Here is a 15,685-nt window from a genome sequence, read left to right as displayed (position 1 = left end):
GGTGTGCCGCTCCGCCTTCTTTTAGCCCGCTGACGCGCGATCAGCATCATTTTAACGCTTGCATCCCATATCAACGATCTGTTTACTGGTCTAACTGGTCAGACCAGTCATACCAGTTAGACCAAAAATAATCATCCAGGGGAATAAAATGTCTCTTCACTCCTTCATCAAAACGGCAGCAACCGTTGGGTTGCTGACGCTTTCCTCCCTCACCACCGCCATGGCCGCGGACCTGACGGTCGGGGCCAACATCGGCAATGTTCCATGGGAGTTTCAGGACGAATCCGGCAAGATCGTCGGCTTTGAAATCGATCTGGCAACCGAAGTCGCAAACCGGCTCGGCAAATCGATCGAGTTTGAAAACATTCCGTTCAACGGGCTTTTTTCGGCCGTTCAGTCGGGCCGGATCGACATTGCGGTGTCCTCGATCACCATCACCAAGAAGCGCCTGGAGTCGGTCACCTTCGCCCAGCCTTACTATGACAGTGACCAGTCTCTGACCGTCGCGGCCGACAGCGGTTTGAAATCCGTTGCCGACATGAAGGGCAAGATGATCGGCGTCGACACCGGATCCACCGGCGACATCTGGGCAACCGAAAATCTCGAGAAATACGGCTTTGGTGAAATCCGCCGCTACGAAGGCCTGGCTCCGGCCATGCTGGACCTGGCCGCCGGCCGCATCCAGGGCTACATCAGCGACATTCCCGCGCTGCTCTACTACACCAAGGACAAGCCGAACCTCGAGGTCGTCGAACGCATCACCACCGGTGAACAATACTCCATGATGTTCGCGAAAGATGCGGAACTGGCGAGCCAGGTGAACGATGTCCTGTCGGAACTGAAGAAGGAAGGCGTGATTGCCGACCTGCATGAAAAGTGGTTCGGCGCACGTCCGGAAGAAACCACTTCGACTGTGACCATCCTCGACATGCCCAAGCTCTAAAGCAAAGCCTGCGCGGGCCGCCTTCTGGCTGGCCCGCGCCCGTCTTTGGTTCCTGACATTCTTCCGGACATTTCATGGATCTTTTCGAAACGTTCTTCAACGTTCCGGTTTTCATCCGAACGTTTCCGCTCCTGATGAGCGGCCTTGTGGTAACCCTGCAAATCGGTGTTACCAGCATCATTGCCGGTCTCGTCCTCGGGCTTTGCCTTTCGCTCTTGCGCATGTACGCGCCAGCCTGGTTGCGGCTGCCTGTCGCCGTCTATATCGACATCTTCCGGTCGATCCCGCTGCTCGTCTTGCTCATCGTCGTCTACTACGCTCTGCCCTTCGTTGGCATCAGGCTATCACCTTTCCTGTCCGCTGCCGTCTCCCTGACCCTCGTGTCCGGCGCCTACACCGCCGAGATCTTTCGTGCCGGCATTCAGGCAATTCCCTCCGGACAGTTCGAAGCGTCCCGCGCTCTGGGGCTGTCCTACAAGGACATGATGATCGACGTCGTGCTGCCGCAAGCGATCAAGATCGTCATACCGCCACTGACAAACAACTGCATCAACGTGATGAAGGACACTGCACTGGCCTCCGTCGTTGCCATGCCGGACCTCCTCAAACAGGCAACGCAGGCCCAGGCTCTTGCCGCCAACCCGACGCCGCTGATTGGCGCTGCCATCATCTATCTCGCCTTCCTGTGGCCTCTGGTTGCCCTGGTGTCGCGCTTTGAAAACCGGCTGGGAAGAAGGGGCGCATGATGCGAAACATCATCGAGATCGAAAACGTCACGAAACATTATGGTGCCTTTGCCGCGCTCAGCGACATAGACCTGACCATCGGCGAAGGCGAGGTCGTCTGTGTCATTGGCCCGTCCGGGTCCGGCAAATCCACCCTGATCCGCTGTATCAACCTTCTGGAGACCTATTGCGACCAGGGCAGTATCCGTGTCGACGGCATTCCGGTGCAACCGGGCCCCACCCTTGGCCAGGTGCGCGCCGAAGTCGGCATGGTGTTCCAGTCGTTCAATCTGTTCCCGCATATGAGCGTTCTGAAGAACGTGATGCTGGCACCCATGCGCGTGCGCAAGACGCCGGCAGCGGAAGCGGCCGCAAAGGCCCGGGAGCTCCTTGGCCGGGTCGGCATTGCCGAACAGGCGGACAAATACCCCGGCCACCTGTCCGGCGGCCAGCAGCAGCGCGTCGCCATTGCCCGTGCGCTGGCAATGGAACCCAGGGTGCTCCTGTTCGATGAGCCGACCTCGGCACTTGATCCGGAAATGGTGGGCGAAGTTCTCGACGTCATGCGCCAGCTTGCCGGAACCGGTGTGACCATGGTCGTGGTGACCCATGAAATGGGCTTTGCCCGTCAGGTGGCGGACAGGGTGATCTTCATGGATGGCGGCCGGATCGTGGAAACCGGAACGCCCGCCCAGATATTCGACACCCCCAAAGAAGAAAGAACCCGCAATTTTCTGAGCGCGGTTCTCAACCACTAAAATAATCAGCCTTTGCTGGAGCCAAACATGCCAAACAAAGAACAACTGGACATCGCCTGGGTACGGGACCAGTTTCCGGGACTGAAATCGGACTGGGTCTTCTTCGACAACGCCGGCGGGTCGCAGATCCTCAATCAGGCCGTTGAGCGGATCAACGAGTTTCTGTTGAAGAAAAACGTCCAGATCGGTGGCAGCTACGAAGTCTCGCAGGCCGCCGCGGCAGCACTTCTGGAAGCGCGGAAGGCCGGTCAGCTTCTGGTCAATGCATCCCGCCCGGAAGAAATCGTCTTCGGCCATTCCACAACCGTCCTGATGCAGAACCTGGTCGAGGCCATGCGCCGCCAGTTGGCACCGGGGGACGAAGTGATCGTGACCGACGCGGATCATGAATCCAACATCGGTCCGTGGCTGCGGCTCGAGGAATTCGGCATCAAGGTGATCTTCTGGAAACTCGACGCCGACAGTCTGACCTTGCATCTCGAAGATCTCGGCCGTTTGATGAACGAACGCACACGGCTCGTTGCGATCCACCACGTCTCCAACATTCTGGGGGAAGTCAATCCGATCCGCGAGATTGCCGACTATGTGCACCAGAGGGGTGCCCGGTTGTGCGTCGATGCGGTCGCCTATGCCCCCCACCGCGCCATCGATGTGCAGGAACTCGACGTCGATTACTACGTCTTCAGCCTCTACAAGACCTTCGGCCCCCACATCGCGATGATGTACGGCAAATACGACCATCTGCTGGAGCTGGACACGCTCTATCACTATTTCTACGGCAAGGACAAAGTTCCGGGAAAGCTGGAAGCCGGCAATCCCAATTATGAACTGGCCTATTCTCTGACCGCCATCACCGCCTACCTTCAGGACCTAGGCAAGAGAAGCGGAGCCCCGGCCTCTTCAAGCCCGCGTGCCCTGATCGAGGCGGCCTATTCGGCCATGGCCGCGCAAGAAACCGCCCTGACCAGCCGGTTTCTCGACTGGGCAAACCGGCATCCGGACATCACCATCATCGGCCGCAATACGGTTGGAAACGGAAATCGCATTTCGACCATATCCTTCACTGTCGAGGGCTGGTCACCGGAAGCTGTGTGCCGCAAGATCGACGGATATCATGTAGCGATCCGCCATGGTGACTTCCATTCCCGCCGCCTGGTCGAACGTCTCGGCCTTGCGGATGCCGGCGGCGTCGTGCGCCTGTCCATGGTTCACTACAATACGCTTGAGGAAGTCGATCGCCTGACCGCCGCCCTGGACGAAACCCTCGGACACAGCGCCTCCGGGACAGAACCTGTGAAAGCATCGGCATGACGGGATATTCCTTCGACACTCTGGTGCGTGGCGGAACCATCGTCACCGCTGCCGACGTCTATCAGGCCGACATCGGCATCAGGGACGGCAAGATCGCTGCAATCGGCCGCGATCTTCCTGAGGCCGATACGGTCATCGATGCAAGCGGCCTGCTGGTGATGCCGGGCGGTATCGACAGTCACGTCCACATCGCGCAGCCATCAGGCGACGGTATCGTGATGGCGGATGACTTCGAAAGCGGCACGAGGTCCGCGCTTCTGGGCGGCAACACGACAGTGATGCCCTTCTGTCTTCAGCAGAAGGGTGACAGCTTGCGTCAGGCACTGGAAGGCTATCACGCTCTCTCCGAGGGCAACTGCTACACCGATGTCAGTTTTCATCTGATCGTCTCCGACCCGACGCCGCATGTCCTCGGTCAGGAAATGCCGGCACTGGCCGAGGAAGGCTATACCTCGATCAAGGTGTTCATGACCTATGAGGGCCTGCGCCTGCGCGATGACGAGATATTGGCCACGCTGGACGCGGCCAAACGCGCCAGGCAGATCGTGCTGGTTCACTGCGAGAACGAAGATGCCATCCGCTACCTGATCGGGCGCCGCGAGGCAGACGGCGATACCGCCCCCTATCACCATGCAACATCCCGGCCGATCGCGGCAGAACGAGAGGCAACGCACCGGGCGCTGTCACTTGCCGAAATTGTCGACACGCCCATCGTGATCGTCCATGTGTCGAACCGCGAAGCCATGGAGGAAATCTCGCGCGCAAGGCTTCGGGGCCAGAAGATTGCAGGGGAAACCTGTCCGCAATATCTGGTTCTGACCGCCGACGATCTGGACCTGGAAGATTTCGAGGGCGCGAAGTTCGTCTGCTCGCCGCCCCCGCGCGACAGAGAAAGCCAGGACGCCTGCTGGTCCGGCCTGGAAACTGGCGTGTTCGACCTCTATTCCTCCGATCACTGCCCGTTCCGGTTTGACGACCCCAGCGGCAAGAAGACCGAGAAGGGAAAACAGTCGTTCAGATGGATCCCGAACGGCATTCCGGGCGTTGCGACCAGATTGCCGATCCTGTTCTCTGAAGGCGTGACGACCGGGCGGATCGACCTCAACCGCTTCGTTGCCCTGACCTCCACCAACCACGCCAAGCTCTATGGCCTTTACCCGCAAAAAGGCACCATTGCGGTGGGATCGGACGCCGACCTGACCTTGTGGGATCCGGAGCTGAACAAGACAATCACCAACGATGATCTCGGCCACGGAGCCGACTACACGCCTTACGAAGGCATGGAAGTGACGGGGTGGCCGGTAAAGGTGCTTCTGCGGGGCAAACTGGCCATGGATGACGGCGCACTGGTGCTCGAAAAAGGCCGGGGCCAGTATCTTCATCGCAAACGAAGCAATCTGGTCACCGGCGGCGCTGGCAAATAGCCCTCTCCCGTTTCTCCGAAACCGGGTTTCAGAAAACCGGACCTCAAGAACGCTGAGACACCGTCCCATCAGCGGGGCACGGATTGACACCATTTGAAAGCTGGCTCAGGATTTTTGCGTCCTGACCGTCGGTTTGCGCGTGCGGGCGCTACAACAGGCAAGGCCATGGCAACGACCAGCCGGCATCAAGGTGCTCCCTCGTTCCCTGGAATCAGGCGTAGCCCATCAAATCCGGTTTGATGAACTCTCTTTGGATCAGGTGTTAAAGTGTGGTAAGCGCCTGCAAAACAACATCAGGAATGCACAATTGAGCGAACTGACCGTAGCCGACGCAACGAACCGCGTTTATGAATCCCTTCAGGCCGACAACCAGGATATCGACCTGCATATCGCAGCGCTCAAGGAAGCGTTGAAACGCGAAGGCCAGAAGGAAGCCGTCTTCGACCCGACGAAGCTCGTCCAGAACAACCGGTCGGGACGCAAGCTCATGCAGGCCTATTTTCGCCAGCGCGGCGTGAAGGTCACATTCGCAGCTTCGTAACCCGAAGCTGCCCTGCCTCCCCGTCTGCCAATACCTGTTCCGATGGCGACAGCGTCGTGTGGCGCTTACGACCAGCCTCCAGCCACTCTCCGGGCTTACTCGAAAACGGTGATGTTCTTTTCCAGTTTCTTGAGGTGAGCCTTCTCGGCGTGCCGTGCGCTGCTCCTGAACACGTAGCGCTTGGCAACCCAGGAGACCGCGAACATGAAGATAAACAACGGCACGATGAGCATCATCAGCGAGGAGACCTGTAGGCCGGACCCGCTTTGTGCAAACAGGCTCCAGAGGATCACCCCGCCAATGAATACGGAAATAACGGTTTCCACGACCGTCATCTGAAAGGACGCCCGCCAGGCGAAACCGCTGTCCGGGATGGCTTCATATCTCTTGTAGAACTGTCGCCCCGCGTCCGTCGCAGCTCCCATGACGGCAGCAATCTGGTTCACCGTACCATTCACGGAAAAACCGGTCAGAGCCCCCAGAAGAGCAGTTACGATCGCCAATGCGATCAACAATCCGGTGAATACGAGCCCAAATCTGACCAATCCAACTTTTCTCTGCACAACAGCCCCCAAGAGACACAAAACTTTCTGGCAGGCACATAGGCAAGCGTACCGGCCCCGACCGGTCGGGGCACAGCAAGCTCGCACGGGACGTCCTGCGACAACCGGCACGCTTATAAAAGCTAAATCTTAAGTTGCAATTTCAAAGGTCGCTTGCATTGATGACAACGCCACGAACAAACACTTCAAAACGCCCCTAAAATATGTTCATTTTGCCTCGATCTTGAGGCCTTATTTCAGCCCAACAAATACTGATGACTGAATGAAATCAAAGAACAATAATCATCTGATATTCAGGGCTGTATTTCCTTTTCGTTTTCACCGTCGAACCCGAAAGAGGTTTGGATGACTGTACTCATTACCGGCGGCGCCGGTTATATTGGCTCGCATTGCTGCGTGGCCTTTCTTCAGGCCGGGCATGACATCGTCGTGGTGGACAATTTGTCCAACGCGAGCCAGGTCAGTCTCGAGCGGGTAGCGGCCATCACCGGCGCGAAGGTGTCTCTGGAAACAGCCGATATCCGGGACCAGTCGCGGATGGAGGAAATCCTCAAGCAGTACCGCTGCACGGCTGTCGTGCATTTTGCCGGCCTGAAGGCGGTCGGCGAATCCACAAAAATTCCCCTCGCCTATTACGACAACAACGTCGTGGGCACCCACCGCCTGCTGTCGGCCATGGCCAATTGCGGCGTGAAGCAGATGATCTTCTCGTCCTCGGCGACCGTCTACGGCGACCCGCAATTCCTGCCTCTGACCGAGGATCACCCGACAAGCGCCGTCAACCCTTACGGCCGCACCAAGCTGATGATCGAGGAAATGCTGCGCGACGTTGCCGCCAGCGATCCCTCCTGGCGCTTCGGCATCCTGCGCTATTTCAACCCGGTCGGAGCGCATGAAAGCGGGCTGGTGGGCGAAGATCCGCAAGGCATCCCGAACAATCTCATGCCCTTCATCACCCAGGTTGCCGACGGTCGCCGGGAAGAGCTTTCCGTCTTCGGCAACGATTATGACACGCCGGACGGAACAGGCATTCGCGACTATATCCACGTGATCGATCTGGTCGAAGGCCATCTGAGGGCGCATGAAGTGCTCGGGTCAGGCGCCGCCCCTTCGAATTGCTTTGCGGTCAACCTTGGCACCGGTAACGGGTATAGTGTTCTGGAGATGGTCAAGGCGTTCGAGCGGGCCTCCAACAGGGAGATCCGCTACTCCATCGCACCTCGGCGCGAAGGCGATGTGGCACAGTGTTACGCAAATACGGAATTTGCTGAAAAGCTGCTGAACTGGAAAGCAGAGCGCGGTCTTGAGGACATGTGCCGCGACACCTGGAACTGGGTCTGCAAGAACCCACGCGGCTACGAAACCGTCGCCTGACCGGGGTAATCCTGTAGGTTTTTGAGCCGGCAAATGATCTTGCCGGCTCATTGCAACTGCCAAGATCGACGGGTCTTAGGTAGAGGTGTTCTGGAACACCCTCACGGTGCGTATGCTGGTCGCAGCTCCGGCAACATCACCGTCATTCTTGCCGGCAAAGGGCGCCACCGCATTGCTGAGAAGCAGTAGCGCCGGCGTGTGGGCAAAATCGTTAGGGGCGTCGAATACCTCCATGTCATCGACATAGAAACGAAATCCCTGCCGGGTCCAGAGCATCCCATAGCGGTGAAACGTATCGTCCAGCCGAATATGGGCCCGGTAGCTGGCAGCCAGCACCTTCTTTTCCGGGCGCCACCGGCGGGCTGATACCTGTACGATGTTCGGATATTTGACCTCGGCCACATCTAGCTCGAAATGGGTATCCCCCTCCGTCGCGCGGTCGGATATCAGCCAGAAGGCGTTGTTGACACCGGCCTCGCGCGCAATGCGCATCTCGCACTCGAAATAACCATAGGTCTGACGGAAGCTTCGGGTCCGAACGTAGCCGCCTGTGAAGGGCCGTTTCGGGTCGGCCTGATGGCCGAGCCTGAGGTCGAGTTCTCCGTCCTGCATCACCACGTTTTTCGGGTAGCGCATGGTCGGATGACCGTCTCCACCGATCCGCATACGCTCCCAGGTCTGCTGAAACCGCTTGAGGTCGTTGAAGTCGTCCTGGAAGGTTAACCGCCAGTCCCCTTCCATACGCTGCAGGGGGGCAGGCAGGTCGTTCGAGGTCAGCGCCAACAAGCGCCGGGGCGACGCAACAATCGCCGCCCCTGCAAGTCCGCCCGCCGCCGCACCGGTCAGAAACCGGCGGCGGCTCAGAACAGGATTATGTCGCTGCATGATCACGCGAACCGGTCAGCTCGCCAGTTTCGTACCGGCCTCCGGCGACGTTTTCTCACGCAGCTTCAGCTCCAGGTTCCACGCACGGCTGCGCAGGGTTTCGATCTCACCGGTCATGAAATCGACCTCGCCCCGGAACCAGTCAGTCACTTCCTCGGTCGACTGGTCGATCTTAACGAGGTTCGGCTTGACCAGCGGCTGCTCGGGCGGCGAGGCCACCGGTTTTGCCAGCACATGGTTGAGGCCGTTCTCGGTCAGGAAGCGATGATATTCTGCGTAGTTCAGACGGTAGACATGCTGAACCTTGGAGAAGTCGGCACTCTCGAAAATCTTTTCCAGGTTGATCGGCATATAGTCTTCGATCTCGACGGACGGGATTGCGAACAACGTCGACAATTCGCGAATGCGGGAATCGTAGGTGAAGAACACGGCCGGGATGCCCTGGTGCAGGCCGATGACGTTGCCGTGCAGGCGGAAGCCGACCAGAACGTCAACATTGTCCCGTGCATCTGCCGCCCATTCGTCGACGTCGAAGAATGCCTGCATCCGCTCGCTCATCAGCGCCTCGACATCCTTGTCGCCCTCCAGATTGTATTTCCCGAGGATCGAGCGGATGTGCTTCTGCTTGGCCTCGCCGGTCTCGAAAATCGCCAGCGTTTCCTCCCGCTCACCCTGCGAATAGAGACGGTTGGCCGGACGCTTGGCGACGGCTTCGATAAGCGCACGCTGCATGCGGTTCGTCTTGGTCGCGTTGGACGCATAGTCGGCGGACAGATACTTGTTAAGCGTCAGACCCACACGCGCATTGGCCGGATCCAGCGGCTTGATCTCGATGGAGGGTCTGAGATTGCGATAAAAGCTGGGGCAGCCGATGATCCGGATGTTCTTGATGCCGATGTCGTTGAAGACCTCGGCGCTGTAGACACCGCGCACGCCGATTGTCTCACATTTGTCGGCAATGATCTTCCATGCCTCGATGCTGCCCTTGGGCAGTTCCAGCTTCTTGTATTTGGCCGCCTGGGCGCCAACCCCCACCGGGACGATCGGTCCCTTGAGCTTCTTCAGGAGTGGAATGACATTGCCGATATCAACCGTTTCGGTGAGGTAGTTGGACCCGCGGATAACGGTGGCGTCGTAATCGCCGGTCGGCCACAGTTTCTCGTCGGCCGCATGGGCGAACTGTACGTTGGTGATCTGGTCGTAGGCCAGCGCCTTCAGCATGGCATCATAGACGAGAACGTCGCCCGTGTTGATCCCGCCACGCGCAAAGGTCGACAGGGGATCGTCGATTTTCAGGAATGCCGACTTGTTGCCCGGCTTGACGGCAGCGCCGCCGTTGAGAACGAAGAGCTTCTTCATGTGAACTGCACCTTTCAAAAATGTGGGCTCAGGCCCTTCGATTACCGAACGGACGTATGCCGTCCCCGTTGCTGAAAGAGCGGCGCCCCCTCAGCTTTTCCGCCCCTGCCCGGCGTATCGGATGAACTGGAAATCTGTGCGACCGGCGCCTTGGTCCGACGGATGCTTTGCAGACGGTCCGGGAACCAGTTGTGCAGCTGTCGCAGGAACGGCTGCAGGCTCTTGTCCCAACTACGCTCGGCACTGCGCTGCGCGGCATTTGCCGAAAGGGACCGAAGCAGCCTTTCCGACTTTGCCAATGTCTCCAGAGCGGTGATCAGGTCGTGGGTCACCACGCCGTCATCGGTGGAGCGCAACAGCAACCCGTCGACCTTGTTCTCGATCAGCTCGCCCACGGCCCCCACATCGGTGGCGACCGGCACACAGCCGAGACGCTGCGCCTCGATGATCGTGAGCGGAGCGCCTTCCCAGCGGGATGGCAGTACGAAGGCATCCGCCCAGGCCAGCAACCTGCTGAGCCGGCGGCTGTCATAGATCGGCGGATCGACCCGGATACCAAGTTCGGCGAACCGCTCCTTCCAGGAGCCGCCTGCCCCGGCGTCCATGACATCCGATCCGACGATGCGCCAGTCGATGTCGACGCCCTTGCGTTTCAGGGCGCGCGCCGCAGCAAAGATCCGCTCGATGCCTTTCTGCCTGTCCAGCCGGCCCAGGAATACCGCCCGCAAGCGGCCGTCGCGGTCCTGCTGGCGGTTGTTCGAAAGACGTTTGACCTCTTCCGGGGCCATCGGGTAACCGGCGGCATTTGGAATATGGAGCAGCTTGGCAACCGGCACGCCCATGCCGTGCAGCCATTCGGCCATATCCCGCGAGCAGGTCAGCACACTGTCGTAGATGTGCTCATAGGCGAGCGTCAGATAAGGGTGACCTGCCGGACGGCCGAGTTCGGAACTGTCCAGCACATGCACATAGTTGACAACCTTGACCCCGCGCCGGCGAAGCTCGCCGAAAATGGCGTTGGCCGGGGCAAGCTGGTTGTTGATCACCACGTCGAGACCGGACAGGAAGCCGAGAACCTCTTCGGCCCGCGCGTGTTCGTCATGTCCCATCAGCAACTCATGGCCCGAGAACATGTTGGGGCCACCCCACAAAGGATAGTCGTCGGCCAGGAAGTTGATGGTGTCGAACACCCCGTCGTTGTCGGAGATATGGTTGTAGACAGGTTTGCCGAACACATAGAGATGGACTTCGCAGCCGGCCTTTTTCAGAACCCGTGCGGCCGCGTAGGCAACCTTCTCGACCCCGCCGAACGTCGCGATCGGCAACAGCAGACCGACCCTGAGCGGTGCACCCTCGCGGGCAAGACGCGGCATGACCGGCGATGCTCCCGCACTGTGGCGCAGCAGCTCGTAATACTTGCTGCGGTCCGGGAAATAGGCGGAACGCCATATCCAGCGCTTGCCGGGTCCATGCCGGTAACCGGATTCGCGCAACGCCCCCAGCGTCGCCAGCAGACTGTTGGTGGCGGACAGGGCCGTGCCCTGAATATCTTCCGCCGAGAACGGCCCGCGCACAACGACTTCGGCAATCTTGGGTGCCGGGTTGGCGCCGCGCAAAGTGCGGATCCAGTCGTCGGACTTGTCCTCGACGCATTGCTTCATGATGTCGAGCGAGCACATCCATCCAAGCGGCTTCTTGGCAAGTTCCTTGCCTTCGCCCAGCTCATTCACCTCGATCGCGAGCCGGTCCTTGTCGCTTTCGAACCGGAGCGCGACAAAGTGGTGGGACGCCGACAGGCGCTCGGTCAGCCACAAAACGTTGTGCAGCAGACCGCAGCTTTTCAGTGCTTCCCTGTGTGCAGGCGACATCCACAGCCAGAACGGCGGCACACCATAGGTTTCCGGTTCGGCTTGTGCCGCCCAGAAGGTCTTCACGAACTCCTCGATGCTGCGCTTCTTGTGCGCAACCGCCGGGTCCGTGAACAGGTCGACCAGATAGGTGTCCGCTCCGAACGCGACGAACCGGGGCGCTTCCTCGTGCTCCCAGCCAAGCAGTGTCTCGGTGGAAAACAGCTTCTTGTGCTTGTCCTTGATGTAGCCAAGGATGCTGTCGCGGGTGCGGTTGGAATCCCGCAACATGCTTTCGGCGCGTTGGCGGTACTCGAAGCCGAAGAAGGGATAGTTCGATCCCTTGAAGCCATGAGAGATCGCCTGCAGCCAGAAATCCCAATCCTCGAAGCCGGACTTCATGCTCTCGTCGAAACGAACCCCGGCGTCGAGGAGGGATCTGGAGACCAGGCTGCCGGCCTCGCAGATGTTGTCGAAGGTCACGTGCAGAAGGCGCGAATAGTCTGCCGTGTAGTTGCCGTTCCATTCGATCCCGAACTTGTCGATATTGGGATAGACCCAATCCACCCCGTCGCTGGACCGCATGAAGTCCAGCAGCACCCGGATCGCCGACGGCGTGATCCGGTTGTCGGCATCCAGGAAGTAGACCGCCTCCAGATCGGAGAAGCTGCGCAGGGCAAAGTCGATGCCGTAGTTGCGCGCCGAACTCAGTCCGCCATTGGCTTTCCTGAGGTAATAGACATTGTCATAGGCAAGCGCATAGGCCCGGCCGGTCTGCGCCGTCTCGGGAAAGGGGCAGCCATCGTCAACGACGACAACCGCGATATTGAACGGGGCCTGCTGGGCCAGCGCCGCATCGATGGCCTCGGTCAGTAGGACCGAGTGCTTGTAGACCGGAATGACGATGGCGACCGTGGCTGATGGCATGCCGGAACCGCCGAACTGTGCGTAGCGCACATTCGGCAGGCCCGGTCTTGAGCCAGTGTGCTGGAGCATGCCCACCTACCCGCTCACGACGGCGCGGAAATTGGCGAATTTCGCCCAAGCAAAATCGTTGCCGGTCGCTTCGCTCATCCGGGTGGCAAAATAGACGTTCTGCCAGACCCCGATCCGCTCGCCGGCAAAGGCACTCAGATGCGCCGTCTCGCCGAAACTGACGGTTTTCCAGCCGGAGAACGCTTCACCGACTGCCGGTTCCCGCTCGCCCTTGAAGAGCGCCTTGGCCGCGCCAAGATCCTTTGCAACCACGATGGCGAAATCGATGTCCGCCGCCCGGCTGTTGTCGATGAAAGCTTTGGCCGACATGCGGATCACCTGCGGCGGACAGGCCGCCGGCAGTTGCCCGATCGTCATGCCTTCCGCAGGCGGATGGCAACCGATGGCCCGTTCTGTCGGCAGCGGCATGATGGCTTCGAAGTCGAAGGATACCTCATCGGAATTGGCAAGGCTTGCATGCTCCAGAATGCCTGGGGCAATCGGCATGTCGCGGAAGCCTTCGTCCTGATTCACCTGCTGAGACTGTGCCGGAATGTAATTCGCATGCGGCGGCATGGAAACGCCCGGAATGCCGCCCCAGACCTGAAGCGCAAGGCTGTTCTTGAGAACCGACAAGCCATTGGCCGCGTCCCGTACCTGGAACATCTCGACCGGCTGCAGGCCACCGACGGACAGCAGCGGCACTTCGTCTTCCGTCTCTTCAACCTGCAGGCGGAATTCCAGCGTTCTGCGCAACCCCGCCGTCGAGCGCGACAGACCGAAGATGTTCCAGCCGGTGGAAAGGTCACCGCTGGAGAAATGCCAGGTATCGACGATCCTCTGGTCCTCCAGCGTCATCAACTGGGCGCGCAGCTTGATGTCGGGGCGGCTGCCGGTCTGTTCAACATGCACCGCCACGCCGCTGACACCGGAGCTCGGCACCGGCAGGATCTGGCTGACGCCGTCGATGGACGCGCTTGCCAGCACATTCGGATTGAGCGGATTTTCCGCCGGTTCGTTGCTGAACAGGAGATCCAGCGGTTGCAGACCATGCCGGTTGAGAAACGCCTCGAGAGCGGCGAACCGGTTCTGCAAATCGTCGTTCAGGCTTCGAAGCGTCTTCAGCTCCTTGCTGGACAGAACCAGTCGCCGCGCACCCGATTTCACGTGGTCGGCCACCAGCCCGACCATTGAGGAGACCGCCTCCACTTCACCACCCCGGCCCCAGCCGATGACCGGCGGCAAGTGAGCGGCCCCGCGCTGCTGCAGCCACTTCAAAAGCTCGTCCTTGGCCTCTGTGGCGGCCGGATCCACGATCACGGCCAGCGGCAGAAGGGGAGCTTCCGACACCTGGTAGCGGCCGGCGCTCTCGTCGGAAAACAGGGCGAAATCGTCCTCGACACCTTCAAACCAGACCGTCTTGACCGCCTCGAGCAACGATCCTGGAATGTCCTGCCTTGAAACGCCGACGACGATCAACGTCATCTCTTTCAGCAACACCATCTCGCGCGCAGCGTTGTGAACGGGAAACGTGTCTTGTGTGGCCACGACTGTCATGCAAGCCCCCATCTGAACTGTGAAGCGTCTCCCTGCCGGAGCCCGCCTGCCTAATTAATATACATGCACATTATTTGCGTTTTATTATGACAACAATGCGGCGCACAAATAATTATGTAAATACATTTATCTATTTTCCGCCTATAATATAAATATTCCTGCGTAAATCTTGATACTTTACGCTAATTATACGATTAATATACTTCGATATTCGAAATGAATTCATTAGAAAATCATACAAGAGCAACCAATCGCCGTGGCTGAGCCTGCATACGCTCCTGCATTGCGTGCGGCACGCCGTTTTCGCTCAGGAAGTCGCTCATGGCGTAATAGGTGGCCTCATAGGCCCGGTTGAACCGGTCGAAGAGGCCTTGATCCCAGTAGTCGCTCAGGCGGAACACCTTCTCGCTGAAGACATCGAAACTCGGAATCCGGAAGGTCTCGGCAAATTCGCGCGTGCGGCTGTCATAGGTGAAGTAAAGCGCCGGCACCCCGTTGGCCAAAGCCATCAGATTGCCGTGCAGGCGATAGCCGAGCACCAGGTCGCAGGCTTTGACACAGGCGTCGTAGTCGGCAACCACGTCCGAATAGAACATGGCGTTCCGGTAGAGGCACTCGATGTCGTCATCCAGATACCACTCGCCAACCCAGGCGTTTTCCCGAAGCGATGCAATCGCCTGGTCCTTTTGCCCGGGCGTTCCGAGCACCATCTTCTTTTCCTCAAGCTCCCCCTGCGCCATCAGAACCGTATCGAAGCGCGCCGCGACCGACTTGATCAGGTCGCGGTGAAACGTGAGATACTGCCGGATATCCCTGGCATAGGCCGGCGACACTTCGCGCCGCACGGTCAAGCCGACTTTCTTGATCCGGTCGATCTCAGGCAGCGTGATCCGGAGGCCCGGATCGTTATGGCGAAAGGCCGTCGGGCAGCCGATGATCCGCGTGTTGGAAATGCCGATGTCTTCCAGCACCTCGGCAGTGTAGGCACCACGAACGCCCACCGATGTCGTTGAAGCCGCGATCAGGCGCAGGACGTTCTTCGTCGCCTCCGACAGCACCAGCTTGCCATCGACAGGCGCCTGGGCACCGATGCCGAAGGCCAGCACCGGCAGTCCGAGCCGTTGCAGCACCTGCTCGGCCATTTCCCAGTCCATGTCGCCGTGAATGTAATTGGAGCCGCGCAGCACGACATAGTCGAATTCTTCCCGCAGACGGTCCACTTCCGCCGGGTCGAATTCCCGGATCGTCAGGGTTTCCAGCCGGTCGTATTTCAGCAGCTTCAACGAGGAATCGAATACGAAGGCATCGCCGATGTTGTGATAGTGGTCCAGATTCCGCTGAATGTCCTGATGGCTGTACCAGCGGACATTGTTGTGATCGTAGACTTCGCCGGACGGTATCATCACCAGAACGCGTGTCATTC

13 protein-coding genes are annotated in these 15,685 nt (G+C 59.3%); 7 read left to right on the top strand and 6 right to left on the bottom strand.

The annotated features are described in order from the left end of the window. Positions 1-148 precede the first annotated feature (148 nt). The 6 genes from V1T76_RS24010 to V1T76_RS23985 all read left to right on the top strand — a co-directional run bounded on the left by V1T76_RS24010 (position 149) and on the right by V1T76_RS23985 (position 5,702). The gene (locus V1T76_RS24010; protein WP_330563211.1) at positions 149-943 is read left to right on the top strand and encodes an ABC transporter substrate-binding protein; all 795 of its coding nucleotides are present in this window, start codon (positions 149-151) and stop codon (positions 941-943) included. Between the two features lie 74 nt (positions 944-1,017). Further along, positions 1,018-1,689 (top strand): amino acid ABC transporter permease, encoded by a 672-nt coding sequence (locus tag V1T76_RS24005; protein WP_330563210.1) that lies wholly within the window; start codon positions 1,018-1,020, stop codon positions 1,687-1,689. Continuing rightward, the gene (locus tag V1T76_RS24000) at positions 1,689-2,426 is read left to right on the top strand and encodes an amino acid ABC transporter ATP-binding protein (protein WP_330563236.1); all 738 of its coding nucleotides are present in this window, start codon (positions 1,689-1,691) and stop codon (positions 2,424-2,426) included. Before V1T76_RS24005 ends, V1T76_RS24000 begins: the two co-directional genes overlap by 1 nt. Positions 2,427-2,453: 27 nt before the next feature. Then, positions 2,454-3,737, top strand: coding sequence for a cysteine desulfurase-like protein (locus V1T76_RS23995; protein WP_330563209.1), 1,284 nt, complete (start codon positions 2,454-2,456; stop codon positions 3,735-3,737). Continuing rightward, a complete protein-coding gene (gene hydA / locus V1T76_RS23990) occupies positions 3,734-5,161 on the top strand; it encodes a dihydropyrimidinase (protein ID WP_330563208.1) in 1,428 nt (475 codons plus the stop codon). The genes V1T76_RS23995 and hydA overlap by 4 nt, the downstream gene beginning before the upstream one ends. A 307-nt stretch (positions 5,162-5,468) precedes the next feature. Beyond that, the gene (locus tag V1T76_RS23985) at positions 5,469-5,702 is read left to right on the top strand and encodes a hypothetical protein (protein ID WP_330563207.1); all 234 of its coding nucleotides are present in this window, start codon (positions 5,469-5,471) and stop codon (positions 5,700-5,702) included. A 95-nt stretch (positions 5,703-5,797) separates the two neighbouring features. Here V1T76_RS23985 and V1T76_RS23980 read toward each other — a convergent pair whose 3' ends face one another. Next, on the bottom strand, positions 5,798-6,265 hold the full coding sequence (locus V1T76_RS23980; RefSeq protein ID WP_330563206.1) for an ABZJ_00895 family protein: 468 nt from the start codon (positions 6,263-6,265) through the stop codon (positions 5,798-5,800). Positions 6,266-6,610: 345 nt separating this feature from the next. Between V1T76_RS23980 and galE the strand changes: the two genes are divergently transcribed. Continuing rightward, positions 6,611-7,639, top strand: coding sequence for a UDP-glucose 4-epimerase GalE (galE, locus tag V1T76_RS23975; protein WP_330563205.1), 1,029 nt, complete (start codon positions 6,611-6,613; stop codon positions 7,637-7,639). 75 nt (positions 7,640-7,714) lie between these two features. Here the strand turns inward: galE and V1T76_RS23970 are convergent, their stop codons facing one another. The 5 genes from V1T76_RS23970 to V1T76_RS23950 form a co-directional block, all read right to left on the bottom strand. Next, complete coding sequence (locus V1T76_RS23970; RefSeq protein WP_330563204.1) at positions 7,715-8,524, bottom strand: glycoside hydrolase family 16 protein; 810 nt, start codon at positions 8,522-8,524, stop codon at positions 7,715-7,717. A gap of 15 nt (positions 8,525-8,539) precedes the next feature. Further along, positions 8,540-9,883 carry a polysaccharide pyruvyl transferase family protein gene (locus tag V1T76_RS23965; RefSeq protein ID WP_330563203.1) on the bottom strand — a complete coding sequence of 448 codons (1,344 nt, stop codon included), beginning with the start codon at positions 9,881-9,883 and terminating at the stop codon, positions 8,540-8,542. A 41-nt stretch (positions 9,884-9,924) separates the two neighbouring features. Continuing rightward, positions 9,925-12,726, bottom strand: a complete 2,802-nt coding sequence (locus V1T76_RS23960) for a glycosyltransferase (protein ID WP_330563202.1) — start codon at positions 12,724-12,726, stop codon at positions 9,925-9,927. Between the two features lie 6 nt (positions 12,727-12,732). After that, positions 12,733-14,262 carry a DUF6212 domain-containing protein gene (locus V1T76_RS23955; protein WP_330563201.1) on the bottom strand — a complete coding sequence of 510 codons (1,530 nt, stop codon included), beginning with the start codon at positions 14,260-14,262 and terminating at the stop codon, positions 12,733-12,735. Between the two features lie 233 nt (positions 14,263-14,495). Then, positions 14,496-15,683: a polysaccharide pyruvyl transferase family protein gene (locus V1T76_RS23950; RefSeq protein WP_330563200.1), complete on the bottom strand. Its 1,188-nt coding sequence runs from the start codon at positions 15,681-15,683 to the stop codon at positions 14,496-14,498. Positions 15,684-15,685 lie beyond the last annotated feature (2 nt).

The organism is Roseibium sp. FZY0029 (assembly GCF_036350355.1).
Classification (GTDB): Bacteria; Pseudomonadota; Alphaproteobacteria; order Rhizobiales; family Stappiaceae; genus Roseibium.
Note: the sequence above shows the minus strand (reverse complement) of the source record. Positions and strands in the feature narration are given on the sequence as shown.

Coding starts and splice junctions, on each gene's coding strand:
- V1T76_RS24010 (WP_330563211.1), top strand. CDS start 149: ATGTCTCTTCACTCCTTCATCAAAACGGCAGCAACCGTTGGGTTGCTG.
- V1T76_RS24005 (WP_330563210.1), top strand. CDS start 1,018: ATGGATCTTTTCGAAACGTTCTTCAACGTTCCGGTTTTCATCCGAACG.
- V1T76_RS24000 (WP_330563236.1), top strand. CDS start 1,689: ATGCGAAACATCATCGAGATCGAAAACGTCACGAAACATTATGGTGCC.
- V1T76_RS23995 (WP_330563209.1), top strand. CDS start 2,454: ATGCCAAACAAAGAACAACTGGACATCGCCTGGGTACGGGACCAGTTT.
- hydA (WP_330563208.1), top strand. CDS start 3,734: ATGACGGGATATTCCTTCGACACTCTGGTGCGTGGCGGAACCATCGTC.
- galE (WP_330563205.1), top strand. CDS start 6,611: ATGACTGTACTCATTACCGGCGGCGCCGGTTATATTGGCTCGCATTGC.
- V1T76_RS23970 (WP_330563204.1), bottom strand. CDS start 8,524: ATGCAGCGACATAATCCTGTTCTGAGCCGCCGCCGGTTTCTGACCGGT.
- V1T76_RS23965 (WP_330563203.1), bottom strand. CDS start 9,883: ATGAAGAAGCTCTTCGTTCTCAACGGCGGCGCTGCCGTCAAGCCGGGC.
- V1T76_RS23960 (WP_330563202.1), bottom strand. CDS start 12,726: ATGCTCCAGCACACTGGCTCAAGACCGGGCCTGCCGAATGTGCGCTAC.
- V1T76_RS23955 (WP_330563201.1), bottom strand. CDS start 14,262: ATGACAGTCGTGGCCACACAAGACACGTTTCCCGTTCACAACGCTGCG.
- V1T76_RS23950 (WP_330563200.1), bottom strand. CDS start 15,683: ATGACACGCGTTCTGGTGATGATACCGTCCGGCGAAGTCTACGATCAC.